Genomic DNA, 21,376 nt, shown 5'->3' with positions numbered 1-21,376 from the left:
AACGGTAGGCGAGAACCGGGGTCAGCGGCCCTTGCACTTGGGGTAGCGCGGGTCCCACGGCGGGCAGGTCGGGAACCCGGGCGGCGGCTTGACGGTCGGCGGCGTCACGGGTGGCGTCGGTGGGGTGACCGGCGGCGGCGTGGGCTTGGCCTTGCTGCCGTTGGAGATGTACAGCAGGACCGTCGCGCCTTCGGGTGCGCCGTCCTCCTGCCGCGGGTTCGTCCAGGCGACCGTCCCGGCCGGCGCGTCCGAGTCGACCTGCGGGCCGTGACTCATCTGGACCTTGAAGCCCATCGACAGCAGCTTCGCGCCCGCGTCCGCGGGCGTCATGCCCTTCAGGTACGGCAGATCCTTCACGTTGCCGCGGATGACCTTGTCGTCCGCCTTCACGAACTTGGTGGTCGGCAGCCCCTGCAACGCCGCCTGCATCGCGGACTTCCAGATCGGGCCCGCGGTGCCGGAACCCGAGGCGTCCTCGAGCTTCTTGCCGTTGAAGACCTGGTTGATCAGGTTGCTTGCCGGCGGGTCGGCGTCGGCGACCACTGAGGCGGCTGCGAGCTTCGACGAGTAGCCGGCGAACCAGACGGCCTGGTTTTCGTCGATGGTACCGGTCTTGCCGGCCAGGTCGCTCTTACCGAACTTCAGCTTGCCGCCGGTACCGCCCTTCGCCATCACTTGCTGCAGCACGTAGTTGACACCGTCCGCAACCCCCGGCGACAGCACCCGGTGACAGTTCGGGCCGGGCGTCGGGATCGCCTTGCCGGTCTTCAGCGAGGCGATCGACGTGATGATCTGCGGGTTGCAGTACATGCCGCGAGCCGCGAACGTCGCGTACGCGTTGGACAGCATCAGCGGTGTGATCAGACCCGCCGAACCGAGCGTGAACGAGACCACCTGCTCCAGCGGCTTCAAGGTCTGCGCGTCGTACATGCCGAGCTGGGACGCGATCGTGGTGATCGGGCAGAGACCGATCTGCTGGGACAGCTGCAGGAAGTAGGTGTTGGTCGACGCACGGGCCGCGTCGACCATCGACGGGTCGAGGACGGTCTTCGTGGAGTTCTTCGGGGTGTACGAGTCGACCGAGATCGGGCCGTTGCAGGTACTGAAGTTCTGGCCGCCCAGGCTGATCGTCTGCGGCGAGCGGATCCGGTACGTCGTCGGCACGCCCTTGCCGATCGCGGCGGCGATCGTGAAGGCCTTCATCGTCGAACCGTTCTGGAACCCGCCGAATCCACCGGCGTAGGACTTCTCGACGTTGTAGTTGTACGCCGTCTGTCCCTTCTTCCCGCCGTACGTGCGGCTCTGTGCCATCGCCTTCACCAGGCCGGTGCCGGGCTCGACCATGGTGATCGCGGCGACGGCCTGGTCGCCGGTCTTCGAATGCTGCGCGATCGCGGTCTGGGCGGCGGCCTGTATCTTCCGGTCGAGCGAGGTCTTGATCACCAGGCCGGCGGTCTCGATGTAGTTCTCGCGCTCCTCCGGCGTCTTGCCGAACGCATTGTTCGCCTTGAGCTTGGAGACGACGTACTCGCAGAAGAACGGGTACGTCGAGTTCGCGCAGCCGCTCGGAATCACCCGGACCTTCTTGGGGTCGATCACCGGGGTCCTGATCGCGTCCTGGGCCTGCTTGGCGGTGATGATGTTCAGTTCGTTCATCCGGCGCAGGACGACGTCGCGACGGGCCTTGGCGCGCACCGGGCTGTCGATCGGGTCGTACCCGCTCGGGTTCTTCACCAGGCCGGCCAGCATCGCGGCCTGCGGCAGTGTCAGCTTGGCGGCGTGCACGCCGAAGTAGTGCATGGCTGCGGCCTCGACGCCGTACGAACGGTCGCCGAAGAAGGCCAGGTTCAGGTAGCGGTTCAGGATCTCCGTCTTCGGGATCTCCTTCTCGACCGCGATCGCGTAGCGCAGCTCGGCGATCTTCCGCTCGTAGGTCTCGGCGGTGGCGTCCTTGACCTCTTCCGGCGTGCGGGCCTTGTTGATCAGGCTCAGCTTCACGTACTGCTGGGTGATGCTCGAGCCGCCCTGCTGGACCCCGCCGGACGACTGGTTGCGCAGCAGCGCGCGGAGGGTGCCCTTGAAGTCCAGCGCACCGTGCTCGTAGAACCGGTCGTCCTCGATCGCGACGATTGCCTTCAGCATCAGCGGGCTGATCGCCTTCAGCGAGACCGGGGTCCGGTTCTGCTGGTACAGCGTCGCGATGGTCTTGCCGTCCGCGTCCTGGATGATCGACTTCTGCGCAAGCGGCGCCGTCTGCAGGTCCTGGGGCAGGTACTGCACCGTGTCGTGCGCCTTGGCCGTGGTCACCCCGGCCAGACCGGCGAAGGGAAGGGCCAGCCCGGCGGTCAGCGCTCCAGCGAGCGCGCTGACCACGAGGAACACGAACACGGACCACACGACGTTGGGCCGCTTGGCCCGCCGCTCGCCTCTGTGCATGGTTGGGCAGATTACGTGAGGAGAGTGCTTTCCGGGAGTCTCCTCGTTACGGAATTTACACATTGACCCAACGATCTTACCGTCAGTAACCATAACTTCACTACCCGACGATCATCCCAGGACGTCGGGGAGCTCGCCGAGGATGGTCAGGTGTTTGGTGGCTCGGGTGATGGCTACGTAGAGGTCGGAGAGGCCGCGGTCGGATTCTTGGACGATGGTGGCTGGGTCGGCGATCAGGACCGCGTCGAACTCGAGGCCTTTGGACTGGGCTACGTCGAGGAGGGCGACGGTGCCGTCGAGGACCGACGGGTCGTGGCTGTGGGCAACTTCTGGGAGTACGGCGGCGAACTCGCCGTACCGGGATGCCGGGACGATCACGGCAAGGCGGCCATCGCCGATGTGTTCTCGCTCGGACTTGACCGCGGTGCGCACCGCGTCGGGTAGTTCGTCGGGCGGGACGTTCCGGAGCAGCGGCCGGGTGCCGGTTTCGCGGACCGAGGTGGGTGGCTGCAAGGTCGGGTCGATGGCGGCGAGGACGTCGCCGGCCACCGCCATGATCTCGGACGGGGTGCGGTAGTTGACTGTCAGTTCGGCGGTGCGCCAGCGGCGGGCGGCGTACCGGTCGAGGAGTTCGGCCCAGGACCGTACGCCGGCGGCCGAACCCGTCTGCGCGATGTCGCCGACGATCGTCATCGACCGGCGCGGGCAGCGGCGCATCAGCATCCGCCAGTCCATCGCGGACAGCTCCTGGGCCTCGTCGACGATGACGTGGCCGAACACCCAGTTGCGGTCGTAGGCGGTGCCTTCGGCGCTACTCGCCGGACGGTTGAACACGCGCGTGCGTTGGGCGATCAGATCCTTGAACTGCTCGATCTCCCACGGCTCGATGGTGATCCGCTCGGCGGTCAGCTCGATGTCGACGATGCCGTGCGCGTACTCCCGGCCGGCCTCCTCGGCAGCAGCGTCCTCGGCCGCACGGCGCTTGCGTCCGGCAACGACATCCGCGGTCTCGCCGAGCAGCTCGGCCGCCTCGTCGAGCAGTGCGACGTCCGACGCAGTCCAGTCCGCGGCGAGTGGACGCAGTACGGCGGAACGCTCGGAGGCACTGAGATGCGGCGCGGCGGCGGCCAGCCGGTCGTCCGAGGAGAACAGCACCGAGACGAGGAGCTGCGGTGTGAGCTCGGGCCACAATTGGTCGAGGAGCTCGAGGACCCGGTCGTCGTCGAACAGTTCCTGCTGGATGTCCTCGATGTCCGCATCCCCGACGTACTGCCGGCCGATGCGGTCGACCACTTGCTTGGTGAGGATCTTGAGGACGCGCCGGACGAACAGCGGCCGGGCCCGGTTGTGCAGGGGCTGCGCCGCGAGGGCGCCTTGTTGTGCCTTCCGGATCGCGTCCGGCCGAAGTACGAGCTCGTCCTGGTTGACCTTCAGCCGGATCGGCTCGGCCGGGACGACCCGGAAGCCGGCGATCGCCTGCGCGATCACGTCCGCCATCGCCAGGTTGCCCTTGATCCGCGCCGCTACGGCCGGCTCGGGCGCGGTCGCGGCGACGCCCGGGAACATCTCGCTGACCGTCGCGAGCACGACATCGGTCTCACCGAGCGAGGGGAGTACTTGGTCGATGTAGCGCAGGAACGTGCTGTTGGGTCCAACTACCAGTACGCCGCTCCGCCCGAGCTGCTCGCGATGCGTGTAGAGCAGGTACGCCGCTCTGTGCAGCGCGACCACGGTTTTGCCGGTGCCCGGACCGCCCTGTACGACGAGCACCCCGGGCAGGCCGGACCGGATGATCTCGTCCTGCTCGGACTGGATCGTCGCGACGATCTCGTTCATCCGGCCGGTGCGGCTCGCACTGAGCGACGAGAGCAGCGCCGCCTCGCCGATCAGCGTGCTGCGTTCGCCGTCGTCGATCGCGTCCGCGTCCAGGAGGTCGTCGTCGACCCCGACCACGGTCCGGCCGTGCAGCCGGATGTGACGGCGGCGTTTGACCCCGAGCGGTTCGGCCGCGGTGGCCCGGTAGAACACTTGCGCGACGGGCGTCCGCCAGTCGATCAGCAGCGGGTTGTAGTCGTCGTCGAACAACCCGATCCGGCCGATGTGGAACCGGTCGCCGGCCGTCTCGTCGATCCGCCCGAAACACAATCCGCGTTCCACCGCCGACAATTGCGAGAACCGCCCGGAGAACAGATCCGTGAACGACTCCCGCTCCGACCGGGCCTGATCCGTCCCGGTAGTTTCCTCGACCTGCACCCGGCCCAGTTCGCCACGCGCCTTTTCGCGCAGCACATCGAGCCGTTCGTACATGATCGTCACTTCGCCTTGCTCTACAGCGATCTCCTGCTCCAGCACTCCTGCCCCCGATCCCGTTGTTGCTTTCACCGAAAGGCTCCGATATTCTGAACCTAGAAGCCCGGAGAGGGCTTCTTTTTGTTTTCCGGCACAAACACACAACGGTACCTATTTCTGCGGCGGCGGGCAACGCCGGGTCAGCCGGCGTTCCAGATGACGACGTCGAACGTGGTTTTGACCTCCAGCCCGTGGCCACCGAGGTGACCTTGAGTCTGGCGATGTTCTGCTCGCTGGTGCGTATGCACAGCACGGTTCTCTTCGACAGCTTCGCCGGCTCCCGGCTGCCAAAGGTGTCGACTGCTGCCGAGCATTCGGCGTACCCCGGCAGAGTGCTGGTCGCGCCGGACCACTGCGCGACCAGAGTGCCGTTCGAGGACAGCAGTTCGTGGTTCAGCTCCATGGCCACGTCGCCGTTGTAGGAATAGCCGACACGCTCGGGTGGTGCGGCGTCCAGGTCCTTGGGCTCGGTGTCGAGCAGGAGCGCGCCCTTCCACAGTTGAGTTGCGACAAGAGAGGTGCTGGGGATCGCGGCCGGAGGCGAGGTCCGGCTGGGTGCCGGGGTCTGCGGCGGGGGCGGCGTCGGAGCCGGAGTGGTAGTCGGCGTGGTGGGAGGGGTCGTAATCGGTGCCGCTGGCGACGTAGGCGCTGAACTCGACGAAGTAGGTGCCACGGACGGGCCGGCGACGGTGGTGCTGTCATCGCCGGAGGAGGCGAAAACCGGTGCCAACGCGGCGATCAGAGCCGCGACGATCGACGCCCCGGCAGCGATCCACGCACTCCTCGTGTGTCTGTCGAACCAGCTGTTCGCATCGGGTTTCTCGTCCGCCAAAGCACTCATCACCCCACTGGCCAACCGGACCGTCGAGGTTAGCAGTCCGTGAGTCCACGAGCACTGCCCGGATTCAGTACGCGGGTGATGACGTCTGCGACCATGCGGCGGGGGATGGGGCGGTGGGCGACGAAGTGGCGGTAGAAGAACGGGCTGGTGAGGAGATCCGTGGTCAGTTCGGGGTCGGTGTCGGGTGGGAGTTCGCCCCGGTCGCGGCCGCGTTCGAGGACTGTGAGCAGCGGCTCGCGGCGGCGGTTCGTGAGGTCGGTGTGGAGTTTCGAGAGGGCGGGATCACGTTCGGCAGCGTCGATGAACGCCGCGAGCAGCCGGGGGAACGGCGTACGTTCGAGCAGCGTCACGAACGCGTTCAGGATCTCGGTGACGTCCTTGGCGACCGAGCCGGTGTCGGGCGTCGGGAACGGACGATAGGTCGCGTCCATCGCGTCCACCAGCAGCGCACCCGTGGTCGGCCAGCGCCGGTACAGCGTGGCCTTGCTCGCGCCGGCCCGTCGCGCGACGGCCTCCATCGTGAATCCGGCCAGCCCGGCCTCGTCCAGTACGTCGAGCGCGGCCGTCAGCATCCGCTGCCGCGCGCCAGCTCCTCGCGAGACCATTGATCCACCTCCATCGAAACGCTATCGTACCGTTAGCGAAGAGTACGGGTCCGTTTCGATAGAAGGTGATCGCGATGAGGACCACGACGTACTGGGCAGTGACCTCGATCGTGGTGGGGGAGTGTGCCGTCGGCGGCGCGATGGATCTGTTCCGGATGGCGCCCTTCTACCCGATGTTGATCGACCTCGGATATCCGAGCTACCTGTCCACGATCCTCGGTACGGCGAAACTCGCAGCTGCAGTGGTGATCGCCGTACCGCGGCTGCCGCGGCTGAAGGAGTGGGCGTACGCCGGTGTGCTGATCAACATGACCGGCGCGGCGGCCTCGAACGCCGCCGCGCACAAGTACACCGGGACGATCGCCCCCGGCGCGTTCGCCGTACTGGCGCTTGCGTCGTGGGCGATCCGGCCCCGCAGCCGAAGGCTCTGACAATCTGCTGAAGCCGGCCTCAGCCGCCCAGCGAGATGATGCCCGCCTCGACGGGCCCGGACTTGCCGTACTGCGCTCCCGTGATCACGAAGACCAGACGCCGTGCCGGCGTCGGGTACGGCGCTCTGCTTGGCCCGCGTCCGGCCGCCGTCATCACTGCGGTAGAGCGGAAACCCGGGCCTCCACCGCCTTGGTAGGTCGCGAGCAGGCTGTGCGAGTTGCCCGGCGCCGCGGCTCTACCGGCTGAAGCCGGCGGTCAGGCCGCCGAGCAGTTGCCGGCGACTCACGGCGTACAGAATCACGATCGGTAGCGTGGTGAGGACGACCGAGGCGAGCACCGCCGGGACGTTCACGCTGTACTGACCCTGAAAGCTCCACAGCGCCAGCGGAAGCGTGCGCTTGTCGGGACTCTGGGTGAGGATCAGCGGCAGGATGAACCCGTTCCACACGCCGAGGCCGTTGTAGATGCTGACGGTCACCAGGGCCGGGCGGGTCAACGGCAGCGCGAGCTTGCGCATCATGCCCCACTCGGTCGCGCCGTCGACCCGCATCGACTCGAAGAGTTCCTTCGGTACGTCGCGGATGAAGTTCGCGAGCACGAGTACGGACAGCGGGATCGCGAACGCCACCGAAGGCAGGATCAGCGCCAGCAGGCTGTCGTACAGGTGCATGCGGATGATCAGCAGGTAGACCGGGATGATCGTCGCCTGCAGCGGGATCGCCAGCCCCATCAGGAACAGACCGTTGACCCCGGCAAGGAACCTGCTGCCGGCGCCGCGGATGATCGCGTACGCCGCCATGAACGAGATCGCGACCGCCGGGATGATCGTGCCGACCGTGACGATCACGCTGTTCAGGAAGTACCGCGGGAAGTCGGACTCGATCACCAGTTTGTAGTTGTTCGTCGTCGGTGCGGACGGCAGCGCGAACGGGTTCTGGCTGAAGTACGCGCTCTGGTCCTTGAAGCTGGTGACCACGATCCAGTACAGCGGGATCAGCACGATCGCCAGCCAGATCCAGCCGGCCAGTCCGCCGAACCAGTTCAGCTGGAGCAGTTTGTGGGCCCGGACGGGTCCGCTGCGCCGGGCGCGGGTCGTCGTACCGCTGCTGGTGGTCGCCACTGCCATGTCACGCACCTTCCTGCTGGCTGGCCGTCGTACTGCCGCCGAGGCGCCGCAGGATCAGCGCGAGCGCGAGGCCGAGCAGCACGATCAGGGCGGCGATCACGCTCGCCGGACCCATCTGGTTGGACATGAAGCCGCGCTTGTACATGTCCAGCGCGAGCACCCGGGTGGCGTCACCGGGACCGCCCGCGGTCAGGACGAAGATCAGGTCGAAGAACGTCAGCGAACCGACCACCATCAGCGTCGACGACGTGATGATCGTGTACTTCAGTTGCGGCACCGTGATGCTGAAGAACTGCCGGATCCGCCCGGCGCCGTCGATCGACGCCGCCTCGTACATCGTGGTCGGGATCGCCCGGACGCCGCCTTGGTAGATCAGCGAGTGGAACGGGATGAACTGCCAGGACACGATGAAGATCAGCACGCCGATCGCGAGGTCGCTCCTACCGAGCCAGTCCTGGGTGAGGAAACCGATCTTCAGGCCGGCACCGAGCCCGAAGTTCGGGTCGAGCAACGCCTTGTAGGTGATCGCGATCGCGGTCGAGCTGAGCAGCAGCGGGATGAAGTACAGCACCGCGAGGAACGCGCGGTACCGCTGCCGGCCGGCCAGGAAGGTGCCGAGCAGCAGGCTCATCGGGGTCTGCACGGCCCACGAGAGGATCATGATCTCGAAGGTCACCAGGATGCTGTGCGGCAACTGGGAGTCGGAGAGCACGGACTTCCAGTTCGACAGCCCGGCGGCGTGGATCGCGCCGAGTCCGTCCCACTGGGTGAAGCTCAGGACGAGTACGCCGATCAGGGGGATGACGCCGAACAGGACGAACAGCAAGAGTGCGGGCAGCACCATCCAGGCGACGGCACCGCTCCGCCCGACGCCGGACGACGGACGTTGTGCGGTGGCCGCCGGCGCGACGGGCGGAGCGGTTACTGTCACTGGCCAATCACCGCGTTCATGTTCGTGGCGAACTGCTGCGGGGAGATCGACAGCTGGAAGAGCTTGGCGATGTTGTCGAGCAGCGTCTCGGCCTGGGTCGGGCTGAGGGCCTGGTCCCAGGACTGGGCGAAGTTCTTCGCGTTCGCCGCGGTGTCGTAGACGAAGTTCAGCCAGGCGGAGTCGTTCTTGTCGGTGATCGACGCGAGCTTGTCCTTCGCGCTCTTCACGACCGGGATGTTGCCGGACTTCACCCAGGCCTCCACCGTGGCGTCGTCGAGAGTGTTGTTCGCGATGAACTTCTTCGCGGTCGCCTTCTCGGCGTCGGTCGCCTTGGACGAGATCGACATGTACTGACCCGGGTTGCCGACCGTGTCGCTCGGGTCGCCCTTGCCGCCGTCGACCGGCGGGAAGTTCATGTACCCGAGGTGCCCGCCGGTCACGAAGTCGCCACCGGACGACTTCATGTTCCCGTAGGTCCAGGCGCCGTGCAGCATCATCGCGGCCTTGCCGGTGAACAGCAGCGCCTGGTCGGCGTTGGAGTCGGCGGTGATCGAGGAGAAGCCCTTGACGAACCCGTTCGCCTTGATCAGCTTCTGCATCTCCTCGAGGGCCTTGAGCGCGGACGGGTCCGACCAGCCGTCCTTCTTGCCGTCGAAGATGTTCTGGAAGACCTCGCTGCCGCCGATCCGGTCGAACAGGAACTCCAGCCACATCATGTTGGTCCAGCGCGACTGGCCGCCGAGCGAGAACGGCGCGATGCCCTTGTCGTTGAACTTCGGCACCAGGTCCATGATGTCGCCCCAGGACTGCGGGGGCTCCGCGCCGATCTTCTCGAACGCGCGCTTGTCGTAGAACAGCACGATCGGGGTGACGGTCTCTCCCGGTACCGCGTAGATCTTGCCGTTGACGGTGGCCGCCGTGAACGCGGACGGGAAGATCGAGTTCTTCAGGTCGGCCTGCTCTTTGGTGAGCCAGTCGGTCAGGTCCTCGACCTGGTTGGCTTCGACATACGCCTTCAGGCCGCCGCCGCCCCAGCCCCAGATCAGCGTCGGGCCCTGGCCGGCGCCGATGGCGGTCTTGATCTTCTGCTTGAACGCGTCGTTCTGGAACTCGGTGGTCTTGAGTTTGGTGTCCGGGTTCGCGTCGTTGAACCGCTTGACCTGCGCCTCCCGGATGCCCTGCTGCGGCTGTCCGGTGAGGAACCAGTACGTCGCCCCGCTGCCGGCGCCGCCGGCCCCGGCGGTCGAACCGGGCGTGCTCTTCGGCCCGGAGCTGCCGCACGCGGCGAGACCGGCCGCCAGTGCGCCACCGCCGACCAGGCCGAGGAAGTTACGCCGAGATGTCGTCATGGGATCCACAGTGATCTCCGTACTCCGTGCTGCCCCCACAGGTTGCGGAAGCACCTGCCGATATGACTTGTTTTCGAAACATAGATTTCGAAGATACTGCTGTCAAGACTTGAACTAAGCAGACTTTGGGGTCACAGTGAGGTCACGTAATCGCCTGTTAGCACAGGGGATTCATCGATCTACGGCGGATCGGCCGGGTCGACCGGAGAGCTTCGAAAAGTTTTCGATAATTGCTCACCGAATGGAACGTTCATCAAGGGAGATTTTCTTGTCCATCTCGACTGACCGGCCCTGGCGCGACCCAGCGCTGCCCGCCGCCGAGCGGGCCGGGCTGCTGCTGGCGGCGATGACGCTGGAGGAGAAGATCGCGCAGCTCGGCAGTCGCTGGGCCGGCAACGACATGGCCGACCACGAACTTGCCGAGCGGTCACCGGACGAGACGATCAACGTCGCACCGATGGAGGACGTGTTCTCGGTCGGCGGTTCGCTGTCCCTGGAGGAGGCGAGTCGCGACGGGCTCGGCCATCTCACCCGGGTCTGGGGCAGTTACCCACAGACCGTCGAGGAGGGTGTCGCCGAGGTTGTCCGGCAGCACGAGGTAGTGCTGAACGAGTCGCGGCTCGGTGTGCCGGCGCTGGTCCACGAGGAGTGCCTCACCGGATTCACGACGTACGGCGCGACTGTCTATCCGGCCTCGATCGCGTGGGGTGCGACGTTCGACCCGTCGCTGGTCGAGCGGATGGCGGCGGCGATCGGGCGCGACATGGCGGCGGTCGGTGTGCACCAGGGACTGTCGCCGGTGCTCGACGTCGTGCGTGACTATCGCTGGGGCCGCGTCGAGGAGACGATCGGCGAGGACCCTTATCTGGTAGGGATTCTGGGCTCGGCGTACGTGCGTGGTCTGCAGAGCGCGGGCGTCATCGCGACACTGAAACACTTCGCCGGGTACTCCGCGTCGCGCGCCGGGCGGAACCACGGCCCGGTGTCGATGGGGCGTCGCGAGTTGCTCGACATCATCCTGCCGACGTTCGAGACCGCGATCGCGACGGCCGGTGCCGGGTCGGTGATGAGCTCGTACGCCGACCTCGACGGGCTGCCCGCCAGCGCGGATCCGTGGCTGTTCACCGACGTACTGCGGGAGGACTGGGGATTCGAGGGGACGGTCGTCTCGGACTACTGGGCGGTGCCGTTCCTGGCGTCGATGCACCGGGTGGCAGCGGACAACGCGGACGCGGGGGTCCTCGCGTTGACCGCAGGGACCGATGTCGAGCTGCCGGACACGATCGGGTACCTGAGCCTGCTGGACAAGGTGAAGGCGGGGGAGGTGTCCGAGGACCTGATCGACCGCGCGGCGCGGCGAGTGCTGCTGCAGAAGGCCGAGCTCGGTCTGCTGGACGAGGACTGGACTCCCCAGCGCTCCGTGCAGTCCGGCGTCGATCTGGATTCGGCGGAGAATCGGGCGATCGCATCGGAGCTGGCCGAGAAGTCGGTCGTGTTGCTGGACGCCGGCTCGGTGCTGCCGCTTTCTGGTGTCGCGAAGGTCGCCGTTGTCGGGCCCTGTGCTGATGATCCGCGGACGTTGATGGGCTGTTACGCGTTCCCGAATCACGTGCTTCCGCGGTATCCCGAGCTTGGGCCAGGGATCTCGATCGTCGCTCCGTTCGAGGCCTTGCGCAACGAGTTGGCCGGCGTCGACGTCTCGTACGCCAAGGGTTGTGAGGTGACCGGCGACGATCGCTCCGGGTTCGCCGCGGCTGTCGCCGCAGCCGAGGACTCAGAGGTCTGTGTCGCCTTCGTGGGCGACCTGTCCGGGCTGTTCGGGCATGGGACGTCGGGCGAAGGCTGCGATGCGGAGGATCTGCGGCTGCCTGGGGTGCAGGGCGAGCTGCTGGAAGCGTTGCTCGACACGGGCAAGCCCGTCGTCGTGGTGGTGGTGTCAGGGCGGCCTTATGCGCTGGGACTGTTCGCGGATCGGGTTGCCGGGCTGGTGCAGGCGTTCATCCCGGGACAGGAAGGTGCGGCGGCGATTGCCGGCGTACTGAGTGGGCGGATCGTGCCGAGCGGGAAGCTGCCGGTGCAGATCCCGCGGCATGTCGGTGGGCAGCCCGGTACGTACCTGCAGCCGGCGCTCGGGAGTGTCGAGAGCGAGGGCATCAGCGGGCTCGAGACCCGGCCGCTGTACCCGTTCGGGTACGGGGCGTCGTACACGGACTTCACGATCGCCGATCTCCGGTTGAGCGTGCCGGAGATCGGCACCGACGGCGAGTTCACGGCCACCGTACGGGTGGCGAACACCGGTGACCGGGGTGGCGACGAGGTCGTGCAGCTCTACCTGCGCGACGTCGTCGCCCGGGTCGCGCGGCCGTTGAAGCTGCTGACCGGGTTCGCGCGGGTGTCGCTCGAGCCGGGTCAGACGGCCGACGTCACGTTCCGGGTGCACGCGGATCGCACGGCGTACACGGGACCCGATCTGCGCCGGATCGTCGAGCCTGGCGACGTCGAAGTGATGGTGGGCACGTCGTCACTGGACCTGCCGTGTCGTGCGATGCTGCGGGTCACCGGTGATGTGAGGGTGGTCGGACACGACCGGGTCCTGACGACTCCGGTCACAATCAGCAAGGCTGTGTTGACTAGCGAGGAGGGTGGAGGAGGGTGATGAGATGTCGCCGTTGAAGGGTCGCGTCACCCTGGCCACGGTGGCCGGATCGGCCGGGGTCTCGGTCGCCACGGTCTCCAAGGTGCTGAACGGGCGCAGCGACGTCTCGCCGTCGACCCGCGCGCGGGTGCAGGACGTCCTCGAGAAGCACGGGTACGTCGGGCGCCGACCGGAGCCGGTCCAGCACGAGACGGTCGAACTCTTCTACCAAGGCGTTCTGAACAGCTACTCGGTCGAGGTGATCCAGGGCGTACTCGACGCGGGCGCGGCGGCCGGGGTCGAGGTCGTGCTCAGCTCCCGGCCGCCGCATCCGAGCCGGCACTCGGCCGGTCGGGCGGCCCCCTGGGTACGGGACCTGATCGCGTCCGGCCGCCGGGCCGCGGTCGGGATCACCAGCGAGTTGTCCGACGCCGACCTGGCCGCGTTGTCCCGCGCGCGGCTGCCGTTGGTGATCATCGACCCGGCCGACGTACCGCAGCCCGACATCACGAGCGTCGGGTCGACGAACTTCGCGGGCGGGATGTCCGCGACGCAGCACCTGCTCGACCTCGGGCACCGGCGGATCGGGTACATCGGCGGGCCGCCGACGTCGGCCTGCAACCAGGCCCGGATGAGCGGGTTCCGCAGCGCGATGGACGCCGTCGGCGCCGAGGTGCCGAAGGACTACATCTGGCTGAGCAACTTCCTGTACGACGACGGTCTGGCCGGCGGATCGATGATGCTCGACCTGCCCGACCGGCCGACGGCGATCTTCGCCGGCTGCGACGAGATCGCGGTCGGCGTGATGGAGGCGGCGCGCGCCCGCGGTCTGCGGATCCCGGACGACCTGAGCGTGGTCGGCTTCGACGACACCCAGGTGGCACGGCATGCGTCTCCGCAGCTGACCACGGTGAAGCAGCCACTGCGCGAGATCGGCGCCGTCGCCGTACGCACCGCGCTCCAGTTGGCAGCGGGGGAGCCCGTCGCCTCACACCACGTCGAGCTGGCGACAACCCTCATCGTCCGCGGCTCAGCCGCCCCGCACGGCCTGTCCTCGGTCGCCGCTTCCTGATCATTCCTTGCGATCGGCGAGGAGTTTCGTCGCGAGGACGGCGGCCGCGAGCAGGATCGCGGAGAGCGCGGCCAGCAGGGTGAGTGGTACGGCGTTCGCGGCGGCTGACTTCTCGTCGGACAGCACGGTCATGATCGGACGGATCGGGGAGATCCAGCGGAGGAGCAGTACGGCGAGGATCGCGACGGCAGCGGTGAGCATCGCGACCCCGATCCGCGGGATCACGAGACGCGAGCAGAGCAGGCCGATCGCGATCCCGATCATCGCCGCGCCGAGTTGGGCGGCCGCTCCGACGGCGAGGTCGGCGGCGGTGACGACGTGCTTGCCGGTGACGATCGGATAGACGAGACCGATCACCAGGAGCGGTACGCACCAGGTGATCACAACGGCGACCGTCATGGTCAGGACGCGCAGCGAGCTGCCGATCATCACCAGCGTGATCTTCCGCTGGGTCGGATCCTCGTGGTTGACGATGCTGACGGTGAGCCACGTCGTACAGACAAGCATCGCCAGCACACAGAACGAGTACGACGACTGCAGCGGGCCGTTGTCGGACGTCGTACCGACGGCCATCGCGGCGAGGAAGATCAGCGTCGGCGGGAGGTACCGCTGCGAGAGGAGAACACTGGTCAGCAGGTAACGGTAGAGCGCGCTCACTCGGACTTCACCCGCCGTACGCTGACGACCGACCAGCCGTGGTTCAGGGCGGTCAGCAGGGCGGCGTCGTGACGGCCGGTCGGCAGCAGCACGGTCACCCCGGCGCCGGTACGCCGTACCTCGAGGACGTCGGGGTGATGGTCCCAGTCGATGTCTGCGGCGGGGATCAGGTGGAGCTCGGTGAGGGCGGTTTCCCGGCGCAGCGAAGTGAGTTTGCCGTGATCGAGTTCGCAGACGCGGGTTGCGGTCGAGCGGACGACTTCGGCGGAGTGTTCGGTGAAGGCGACTGCGGCGCCTTGTTCCGCGGTCTCGGTGAGGAGTTCGCGCAGGGTCGAGTGAGCGGTCGCGTCCAGGCCGGCCCAGGGCTCGTCGAGTACGAGCAACTGTGGCGGATCGAGCAGGGCCTGCGCGAGGGCGACCTTCTGCGCGTTGCCTTTCGACAGTTTGCGCATCGGGGTTTCCGCGCCGCCGGAGAGTGCGAGGCGGTCGAGCAACTCGAGAGAGCGGTCTCTCGCCGTTCGCGTACTGAGTCCACGGATCCGCCCCATGTGCCGTAGGTACGCCGAGGCCGACAGGCGATCGTGCGACGTGAACACATCGGGCACGTAGCTGACGACGTCGGCGTTGCGCTGCACCGATCCCGCGGACGGTCGCGCCAGACCGACCATCAGCCGCAACACGGTCGACTTGCCGGAACCGTTCGCGCCGACCAGAGCGAGCAGTTCACCGGCGTTCAGTTGCAGGTCGACGTCAGCCAGGATCTCCCGGCGCCCGTACCGCTTGGACACCTTCCGCAACCGAACCACTTCCATGCGGCGAGCCTATCCGGGCAAGCGGTCGAGTCAGGGCGATCGAGACCATCAGGGATGCGGCCGCGAACACGGTGATCGCCGGGGCGGCCGCAGTCAGGTCGGCCAGCGCACCGGCCAGGATCGCGACCACACCGAAGGTCGTCATCCGCAGCGCGGACTCCAGCCCGAGCACCTGGCCTCGCAACTCCTCCGGCGTGAGGTCGACGAGGATCTCCTGCTGAGCGAGCGACGCGGCGTAACCGCTGCTCCCGACCGCGACCAGGACGCAGAGCACCGCGAGCGGGAGACCGAACGCGAAACCCAGAAACGGTACTGCGAGCAGGAACCGCAACCAGCGGGCCGCGGTGCGGCGACCATGCCGGCTCAGGTAGCGGCCGACGACGAGGTCCCCGGTCATCATCCCGGCGGCCCCTGCGGCAAGCAGCCAGCCCGCGCGCGAACCGGCGTACGGGACGAAGAGAGCTTCGCAGCCGACGATCAGGCCGTTCGGGAGCGTGAGCGCCAGGAGCAGCGGGCGGGTGCGGGCCTGTGACAGGAGGACGCGGTTGCCTCGCCACGTCTCGGCGAGGCCGGTCCGCGCGACCCGGCGCGGGGCCCGGTCGCGCAGGCCGAAGCGGATGACCGGTACTGCGAGGGCGGCACAGGCTGTCGCGATCCAGAGCACGGTCGACGGGGCGACCGCCTGCAGGAGGACGCCTGCGATGCCGAAGCCGGCGATCTGCATCGCGCCGACCGACAGGTTCATCGCGGACCGGCCGAGGACGAACTGGTCCGAGTGCACGACCTCGCCGAGCAGACCCCAGCGGACGCCGGCCCCGATCGAGAGCCCGTACGCGACCGCGAGCGACAGCACGAGCCGCAGACCGGCGGAGAGCCCGAACGCCGCTTGGACGCCGACCGCAACGGTCGAGAGAACCGAGAGCAGCGTGAGCACCTGGCGGGGACGCGCCGTGTCCGCGGCGGACATCAGCGTGGAAACGCCGAGAACCTGCGCGAGCGACGGTCCGAACATGATGGCCGCGGCGAGTAACGCGGACCCGGTGGCGGCATCGACCAGGATCGCGAGCGTCAGGCTCGTCATCGTCGAGGACGCGTTGCCCAGCGCGCTGCCGATCCACAGGTTCCGGAACTCCCGGTTGGCGAAGATCGCCCGGTACGTGCTCATGTTCGGCAGCATCGACCGCCGTGCTCGCGTCGCCTACAGTTTCGGGTGGAGGCGAAACGTTGTCCGAGTTCCTGGTCGATGCCGACACCCTCGTGAACGCGCGGTTCGGTACGTCGCAGCTCACCGAGACCGTGTCGGCGCTGAAGCTGCTGCGCATGCCGGTGGAGCCGTGGTTCCGGCCGTGGAAGGACACGCACAGCGCCGCGTTCGAGGCTGCGGTGGCGGCGAACCCGATCTGGTCGGCGTTGCTGCAGAGCGCCTTCGGGCGTAGCTGGGTCGCTGACTTCCTGACCGTGCCTCCGCTCGAACCGGATCTCACGCTGGACGCGGAACTCGAGTACCTGACCTCGCTCGACGACGACCACATCCGCGCGGACCTCAGCGTCGTACGGACCCCTTTGCCGCCGATCGTGCTCTCGTCGTCCGGGCTGGCCGCGGAGGCGGCGGAGTTGCTGCGGTGGGTGTGGCGGACGACGGTCGAGCCGGAGTGGCCGCGGCGGTTGCGGGTGCTGCAGGCCGACATCGTGTCGCGGACGTCGCGCCTCAGCGAGCAGGGGTGGTCCGGCGTACTGCGAGGTCTCGGACCCGATGTGCGGTGGCTCGGTGACGGACGGATCCAGGTGAACCGCTGGGACTATCCGACGACCGACGTGCGCGGGCGCGACCTGATGTTCATCGCGGCGCACACCCAACGCGTCAACGTCAGTTGGCGGCTCCCGGATCGATTCGCACTGACATACCCCGTGACCGGGATCTTCGCGACCACCGAAACGCCGGCCGAACCGCTGGTGCAGCTGCTCGGCCGCAACCGGGCCCGCATCCTGGTCGAGGCCGCCGAGCCGGTGAGCACGACGTTCCTCGTGGCCACGACCGGCCTGTCGCTCGCCACGATCTCGGACCACCTGCGGGTCCTGACCGACGCCGGGCTGCTCGAACGCCGCCGTTCCGGCCGATCAGTTCTGTACTGGCAGTCCGACACCGGCCGCCGGGTTGTCCGGCGACCGGCGTCGAACCGCCCCGAGCCCTGATGAGCTCGTGCAGCCGGGCAGCTAACGGATCTCGAGCTCCGTGGAGAGCGGGAGGTCCGAAACCGACGAGCCGGCTCGGATCGTGAAGACACCGGGTTCGACGGTCCAGCCATCGGCCCAGTGCTCGAAGGCGTGCTCGTGCAGGTTGACCGTGACCTCACGGGCCTGACCAGCGTCGAGGCGTACGACGGTGAACCCGGCCAGCCGGCGGACCGGGCGATCCACAGTGCTCTCGGGACGTTCGACGTACACCTGGACGACATGCTTGCCGGCGCGGTCGCCGGTGTTGCGCACGATCAGCGCGACGGACGACGGGTCGTTCGCGCGCAGGTCGGAGAGCTCCCACGTGGTGTACCCGAGACCGTGACCGAACTCGTACGCCGGCTCGGTCCCCGCCTTGAGCCAGGCGCGATAACCGATGTGGATGCCCTCGTCGTACCGCACGACGCCGTTCTCCGGCGTCACGTTGAAGACCGGGACGTCCTCCTCCTCACGCGGCCACGTGGTCGGGAGACGACCACCCGGCTCGGTACGGCCGAGGAGGACGTCGGAGAGCGCGTCCCCGTATTCCTGACCGCCGAAGTACGTCGCGAGCACCGCGGCGACGTCGTCCCGCCAGGGGAGGAGCACCGGGGATCCCGCGTTCACGACCACGACCGTTCGCGGGTTCGCGGCCGCGACCGCTCGGACCAGGTCGTCCTGCCGGCCCGGGAGCGTGAGCGAGGTGCGGTCGTAGCCCTCGGACTCGACCTTCGAGTTGGTGCCGACGACCACCAGCGCCACATCGGCGTCCCGGGCCGCGGCGACGGCTTCGTCGATCAGGGCCTGCGGGTCGTCGTTGCCCGGTTCGACACCGACCGTGATGCTGAGCGCGTTGCTCAGGCCGCCCTCGACCTTGGGCAGGTCGAGCTCGACGCGTACGTCGATCGGCGTACCGGCCTCGACCTCGAGCGGCGTCGAGATCGACGGCGGGGAGAGCAGCGCGGCACCCAGGTCGTTGCCGACCGGGACCGCGGTGTCCTCGCGGAGAAGCTTGCCGTCGGCAAAGATCCGGCCGCGGCCGACCGACGCGAAGCCGAGCTGGATCGCACCGGACTCGCTCGGTGTCCAGGTGGTGCGGAACTCGAAGACCGCCGACTCGCCGATCGGCGCGTTGCCGCCGAGGTACACGAGCGCGCTGGAGAAGCGGTCCTCGGCGAACAGCTCGGACCCGTCGGCGCCGAGGAACCGCACGCGGGCGCCCAGCTGACCGGACTGCGGGTTGGTCATCGTGGCCGGCGGGAGCTCGGCGACACCGTCCTGGACGACCGCGCCGATCGAGTAGGTGATCTCGGCGTTCGGGAGCGCCTTACGCAACCCGTCGAGCGGCGAGACGACCTTCTCCGGAATCACGGTCGCGCTGCCGCCGCCCTGCGTGCGGGCGTCGCGGGCGTTGTGACCGATAACGGCTACCTTCCGCGGGTCATGCCAGGGGAGCGCGCCCTCGTTGCGGAGCAGGACCGTGCCCTCCGCGGCCGCCGTACGGGCGAAGGCGATGCCGTCGACCTGCGGCGGGTCGGCCGGCTTCTCGAAGCCCTCGAGGGCGCCGACACGGGCCGCGAGCGCGAGCAGGCGACGGACCTTGCGGTCGATCGCGTCCTCCTTGATCTCACCGGACCGAACGGCCTCGACGAGCGCGTCACCCCAGGCTCCGACGGGGCCGGGCATCGCCAGGTCCTGCGAGTGCTTCGCGCTCTCCAGGCTGCGTACGGCGGTCCAGTCGCTGACGACCACACCGTCGAAGCCCCAGTCGGTGTTGAGCGGGGCCTCGAGCAGGTCGTTCTCCGACGCGGTCGCGCCGTTGATCGAGTTGTAGGCGCTCATCACCAGCCACGCCTTCGACTCGGTGACCGCCTTCTCGAAGGCCAGCAGGTACACCTCGCGCAGCGTGCGTTCGTCGACCACGACGTTCGCGGTGAAGCGGTCGGTCTCGAAGTCGTTCGCCACGTAGTGCTTCGGGGTGGCGCCGACGCCGAGCTCCTGCACGCCGGCGACGTACGCGGCGGCCAGGTCCGCGGTCAGGACCGGGTCCTCGCTGAACGCCTCGAAGTGCCGGCCACCGAGCGGCGAACGGTGCAGGTTGATCGTCGGGCCGAGCACCACGTCGACGTTCTTCCGGCGCGCCTCGAGCGCCGACACCACGCCGTACCGATGGGCGATGCCGACGTCCCAGGACGACGAGAGAGCGGTCGCCGACGGGAGATTCAGCGACGGGTCGCGCTCGTCCCAGACCGCGCCCCGGACGCCGCTCGGTCCGTCGGACAGCACCATCGAACGCAGCCCGATCGCGGGCAGCGGGTGGGTGGACCAGAAGTCCTGGCCGGTCAGGATCCGGACCTTCTCCTCGAGGGAGAGCCGGCCGAGCAGGTCGTCGAAGTTCATGGCGACGACTGTACGTCTGAAAACCAAGTGATGCTAGGTTTTGAATATGGCCAATTCACGGGGTCCGTACGCGAAAGGCGTCGCCAAGCGCGCCGAGATCCTGCGGGCCGCGCTGGAGGTGATCGCACGGCACGGGTACCGGAAGACGTCGACGCGTGAACTTGCCGCGGCGGCCGGACTCAGCGAGGCCGGGATGCTGCACTACTTCGGCTCGAAGGAGCAGCTGTTCGAGGCGGTGCTGCGGGCCCGTGACGAGGCCGACCTGGCACGGTTCGAGACCGGTGACCCCATCGACAACCTGACCGCGATCGTCCGCCACAACGGATCGGTGCCGGGCCTTGTGCAGTTGTACTCGACGTTCTCCGCCGAGGCCGGCGACCCGGAACACGGTTCTCACCAGTACTTCGTGGAGCGGTACGCCGGGATTCGCGCGGCCCTCGCCGACGCGGTCCGCGCCCGTCAGGCCGCCGGGACCCTCAACGCGTCGGCCGACCCGGAAACGATCGCGACCCTGCTGATCGCGCTGTCCGACGGTCTCCAGGTGCAGTCGCAGTACGAGCTGCAGGCCGACACCGCCGAGCTCTTCAGCCACCTGCTCGACCTGCTGGGTGGTCCCACGCGGGATAGTTGAACCATGACGAGCCCCGCCGACAACCCGCCCCCACCGGTAGCAGAGGCGGTGGATTCCGGCGTCAGTCGGTCGGTGCTCTCGCGGGAGGTCTGGCTGGTGCTGGCGTTGTCGCTGGGGGCGTCCGGGGTGGCGGCGATCATCTCGTTCACCGGCGTGCTCACCTCGGCGAAACCGATCAGCGGGCAGACCGCTGTGATCGTCGGATCGCGCGCGCCGGGCCGCCCGTGGCTGGACCTGGCCTGGCAGATCTTCGCGGTGGTCACCGCGTTGGTGCCGGTCGCGCTGGTCGGTCACCTGCTCGCGCGGGGCAGAGAGTCGTTCCGGACGATCGGGTTCGACCTGCAGGACAGGATGCGCGACCTCGGACGCGGTACGGCGATCGCGGCCGCCGTCGGGGGAGCGGGCCTGCTGTTCTACATCGGTGCACACGCGACCGGCGTGAACCTGACGGTGGACCCGTCGCAGCTGCCCGACCACTGGTGGCGGATCCCGATCCTGATCGCGGTCTCCGTGCAGAACGCCGTACTCGAGGAAGTCATCGTGCTCGGGTACCTGAACCACCGGCTCGACCAACTCGGCTGGTCGGTACGCCGGGCCACCGTGACGAGCTCGTTGCTGCGCGGTTCGTACCACCTTTACCAGGGGCTCGGCGGGTTCGCGGGAAACGTGGTCATGGGCGTGATCTTCACCTACCTGTACCGGCGGTGGGGCCGGATCATGCCGCTCGTCGTCGCGCACACCCTGATCGACACGGCCGCCCTGATCGGGGCGACGTACCTGCTCGGCAAAGTCTCCTGGTTGCCCAGCTGAGCACCAGTTGACCACCAGTTGAGCATTGGTCAACTGTCAAGACTGACACGTAACCGATCATGGCCTGAGCGGGTTG

At 68.0% G+C, this 21,376-nt stretch carries 19 protein-coding genes; 8 read left to right on the top strand and 11 right to left on the bottom strand.

Features of this window, described 5'->3' with window-relative positions; genetic code table 11:
* Positions 1 to 21: 21 nt before the first annotated feature.
* Both EV137_RS33315 and EV137_RS33310 read right to left on the bottom strand, forming a co-directional pair.
* Positions 22 to 2,436: a transglycosylase domain-containing protein gene (locus tag EV137_RS33315; protein ID WP_134132115.1), complete on the bottom strand. Its 2,415-nt coding sequence runs from the start codon at positions 2,434 to 2,436 to the stop codon at positions 22 to 24.
* Positions 2,437 to 2,547: 111 nt separating this feature from the next.
* The gene (locus tag EV137_RS33310) at positions 2,548 to 4,818 is read right to left on the bottom strand and encodes a HelD family protein (protein ID WP_238175726.1); all 2,271 of its coding nucleotides are present in this window, start codon (positions 4,816 to 4,818) and stop codon (positions 2,548 to 2,550) included.
* 158 nt (positions 4,819 to 4,976) lie between these two features.
* Between EV137_RS33310 and EV137_RS33305 the strand changes: the two genes are divergently transcribed.
* Positions 4,977 to 5,207 carry a hypothetical protein gene (locus EV137_RS33305; protein ID WP_134132114.1) on the top strand — a complete coding sequence of 77 codons (231 nt, stop codon included), beginning with the start codon at positions 4,977 to 4,979 and terminating at the stop codon, positions 5,205 to 5,207.
* Positions 5,208 to 5,393: 186 nt separating this feature from the next.
* A complete protein-coding gene (locus EV137_RS33300; RefSeq protein WP_134132113.1) occupies positions 5,394 to 5,669 on the top strand; it encodes a hypothetical protein in 276 nt (91 codons plus the stop codon).
* Here the strand turns inward: EV137_RS33300 and EV137_RS33295 are convergent.
* Entirely contained in the window at positions 5,656 to 6,231 is a 576-nt protein-coding gene (locus EV137_RS33295) for a TetR/AcrR family transcriptional regulator (RefSeq protein ID WP_134005462.1), read from the bottom strand. The two genes, EV137_RS33300 and EV137_RS33295, sit on opposite strands and share 14 nt — an antisense overlap.
* Before the next feature lie 74 nt (positions 6,232 to 6,305).
* Between EV137_RS33295 and EV137_RS33290 the strand changes: the two genes are divergently transcribed.
* Entirely contained in the window at positions 6,306 to 6,662 is a 357-nt protein-coding gene (locus EV137_RS33290) for a DoxX family protein (protein WP_134132112.1), read from the top strand.
* A 19-nt stretch (positions 6,663 to 6,681) separates the two neighbouring features.
* On the opposite strand, the gene EV137_RS41815 is transcribed toward EV137_RS33290, so the two are convergent.
* The 4 genes from EV137_RS41815 to EV137_RS33275 all read right to left on the bottom strand — a co-directional run bounded on the left by EV137_RS41815 (position 6,682) and on the right by EV137_RS33275 (position 10,069).
* A complete protein-coding gene (locus EV137_RS41815; RefSeq protein ID WP_255517873.1) occupies positions 6,682 to 6,816 on the bottom strand; it encodes a hypothetical protein in 135 nt (44 codons plus the stop codon).
* Between the two features lie 82 nt (positions 6,817 to 6,898).
* Positions 6,899 to 7,789 carry a carbohydrate ABC transporter permease gene (locus tag EV137_RS33285; protein WP_134005458.1) on the bottom strand — a complete coding sequence of 297 codons (891 nt, stop codon included), beginning with the start codon at positions 7,787 to 7,789 and terminating at the stop codon, positions 6,899 to 6,901.
* Position 7,790: 1 nt separating this feature from the next.
* On the bottom strand, positions 7,791 to 8,720 hold the full coding sequence (locus EV137_RS33280) for a carbohydrate ABC transporter permease (protein WP_202871257.1): 930 nt from the start codon (positions 8,718 to 8,720) through the stop codon (positions 7,791 to 7,793).
* Positions 8,717 to 10,069, bottom strand: coding sequence for an extracellular solute-binding protein (locus tag EV137_RS33275; protein ID WP_134005456.1), 1,353 nt, complete (start codon positions 10,067 to 10,069; stop codon positions 8,717 to 8,719). Before EV137_RS33275 ends, EV137_RS33280 begins: the two co-directional genes overlap by 4 nt.
* A gap of 268 nt (positions 10,070 to 10,337) precedes the next feature.
* On the opposite strand from EV137_RS33275, the gene EV137_RS33270 reads away from it, so the two are divergent.
* Positions 10,338 to 12,725 carry a glycoside hydrolase family 3 N-terminal domain-containing protein gene (locus EV137_RS33270; RefSeq protein ID WP_238175725.1) on the top strand — a complete coding sequence of 796 codons (2,388 nt, stop codon included), beginning with the start codon at positions 10,338 to 10,340 and terminating at the stop codon, positions 12,723 to 12,725.
* 4 nt (positions 12,726 to 12,729) lie between these two features.
* Positions 12,730 to 13,776, top strand: a complete 1,047-nt coding sequence (locus EV137_RS33265; RefSeq protein ID WP_134005454.1) for a LacI family DNA-binding transcriptional regulator — start codon at positions 12,730 to 12,732, stop codon at positions 13,774 to 13,776.
* Here the strand turns inward: EV137_RS33265 and EV137_RS33260 are convergent, their stop codons facing one another.
* The 3 genes from EV137_RS33260 to EV137_RS33250 are packed head-to-tail and all read right to left on the bottom strand — an operon-like array spanning position 13,777 to position 16,410.
* Positions 13,777 to 14,433 carry a hypothetical protein gene (locus EV137_RS33260; protein ID WP_134132111.1) on the bottom strand — a complete coding sequence of 219 codons (657 nt, stop codon included), beginning with the start codon at positions 14,431 to 14,433 and terminating at the stop codon, positions 13,777 to 13,779.
* Positions 14,430 to 15,245, bottom strand: a complete 816-nt coding sequence (locus tag EV137_RS33255) for an ABC transporter ATP-binding protein (RefSeq protein WP_134132110.1) — start codon at positions 15,243 to 15,245, stop codon at positions 14,430 to 14,432. The genes EV137_RS33260 and EV137_RS33255 overlap by 4 nt, the downstream gene beginning before the upstream one ends.
* Complete coding sequence (locus EV137_RS33250) at positions 15,184 to 16,410, bottom strand: MFS transporter (protein ID WP_166680089.1); 1,227 nt, start codon at positions 16,408 to 16,410, stop codon at positions 15,184 to 15,186. The genes EV137_RS33255 and EV137_RS33250 overlap by 62 nt, the downstream gene beginning before the upstream one ends.
* A 59-nt stretch (positions 16,411 to 16,469) precedes the next feature.
* Here EV137_RS33250 and EV137_RS33245 point away from each other — a divergent pair, with 59 nt between their 5' ends.
* Positions 16,470 to 17,438, top strand: coding sequence for an ArsR/SmtB family transcription factor (locus EV137_RS33245; RefSeq protein ID WP_134005446.1), 969 nt, complete (start codon positions 16,470 to 16,472; stop codon positions 17,436 to 17,438).
* A gap of 21 nt (positions 17,439 to 17,459) precedes the next feature.
* On the opposite strand, the gene EV137_RS33240 is transcribed toward EV137_RS33245, so the two are convergent.
* On the bottom strand, positions 17,460 to 19,859 hold the full coding sequence (locus EV137_RS33240; protein WP_134132109.1) for a beta-glucosidase family protein: 2,400 nt from the start codon (positions 19,857 to 19,859) through the stop codon (positions 17,460 to 17,462).
* Between the two features lie 46 nt (positions 19,860 to 19,905).
* Here EV137_RS33240 and EV137_RS33235 point away from each other — a divergent pair, with 46 nt between their 5' ends.
* Positions 19,906 to 20,490, top strand: coding sequence for a TetR/AcrR family transcriptional regulator (locus EV137_RS33235; protein WP_134132108.1), 585 nt, complete (start codon positions 19,906 to 19,908; stop codon positions 20,488 to 20,490).
* Between the two features lie 3 nt (positions 20,491 to 20,493).
* The gene (locus tag EV137_RS33230; protein ID WP_134005440.1) at positions 20,494 to 21,300 is read left to right on the top strand and encodes a CPBP family intramembrane glutamic endopeptidase; all 807 of its coding nucleotides are present in this window, start codon (positions 20,494 to 20,496) and stop codon (positions 21,298 to 21,300) included.
* The last annotated feature ends 76 nt before the right edge of the window (positions 21,301 to 21,376 follow it).

The sequence above is a fragment of the Kribbella pratensis genome (assembly GCF_004366075.1).
Lineage (GTDB): Bacteria > Actinomycetota > Actinomycetes > Propionibacteriales > Kribbellaceae > Kribbella > Kribbella pratensis.
Note: the sequence above shows the minus strand (reverse complement) of the source record. Positions and strands in the feature narration are given on the sequence as shown.

Coding starts and splice junctions, on each gene's coding strand:
- EV137_RS33315 (WP_134132115.1), bottom strand. CDS start 2,436: ATGCACAGAGGCGAGCGGCGGGCCAAGCGGCCCAACGTCGTGTGGTCC.
- EV137_RS33295 (WP_134005462.1), bottom strand. CDS start 6,231: ATGGTCTCGCGAGGAGCTGGCGCGCGGCAGCGGATGCTGACGGCCGCG.
- EV137_RS33290 (WP_134132112.1), top strand. CDS start 6,306: ATGAGGACCACGACGTACTGGGCAGTGACCTCGATCGTGGTGGGGGAG.
- EV137_RS41815 (WP_255517873.1), bottom strand. CDS start 6,816: ATGACGGCGGCCGGACGCGGGCCAAGCAGAGCGCCGTACCCGACGCCG.
- EV137_RS33285 (WP_134005458.1), bottom strand. CDS start 7,789: ATGGCAGTGGCGACCACCAGCAGCGGTACGACGACCCGCGCCCGGCGC.
- EV137_RS33275 (WP_134005456.1), bottom strand. CDS start 10,069: ATGACGACATCTCGGCGTAACTTCCTCGGCCTGGTCGGCGGTGGCGCA.
- EV137_RS33265 (WP_134005454.1), top strand. CDS start 12,730: ATGTCGCCGTTGAAGGGTCGCGTCACCCTGGCCACGGTGGCCGGATCG.
- EV137_RS33255 (WP_134132110.1), bottom strand. CDS start 15,245: ATGGAAGTGGTTCGGTTGCGGAAGGTGTCCAAGCGGTACGGGCGCCGG.
- EV137_RS33250 (WP_166680089.1), bottom strand. CDS start 16,410: ATGAGCACGTACCGGGCGATCTTCGCCAACCGGGAGTTCCGGAACCTG.
- EV137_RS33240 (WP_134132109.1), bottom strand. CDS start 19,859: ATGAACTTCGACGACCTGCTCGGCCGGCTCTCCCTCGAGGAGAAGGTC.
- EV137_RS33235 (WP_134132108.1), top strand. CDS start 19,906: ATGGCCAATTCACGGGGTCCGTACGCGAAAGGCGTCGCCAAGCGCGCC.
- EV137_RS33230 (WP_134005440.1), top strand. CDS start 20,494: ATGACGAGCCCCGCCGACAACCCGCCCCCACCGGTAGCAGAGGCGGTG.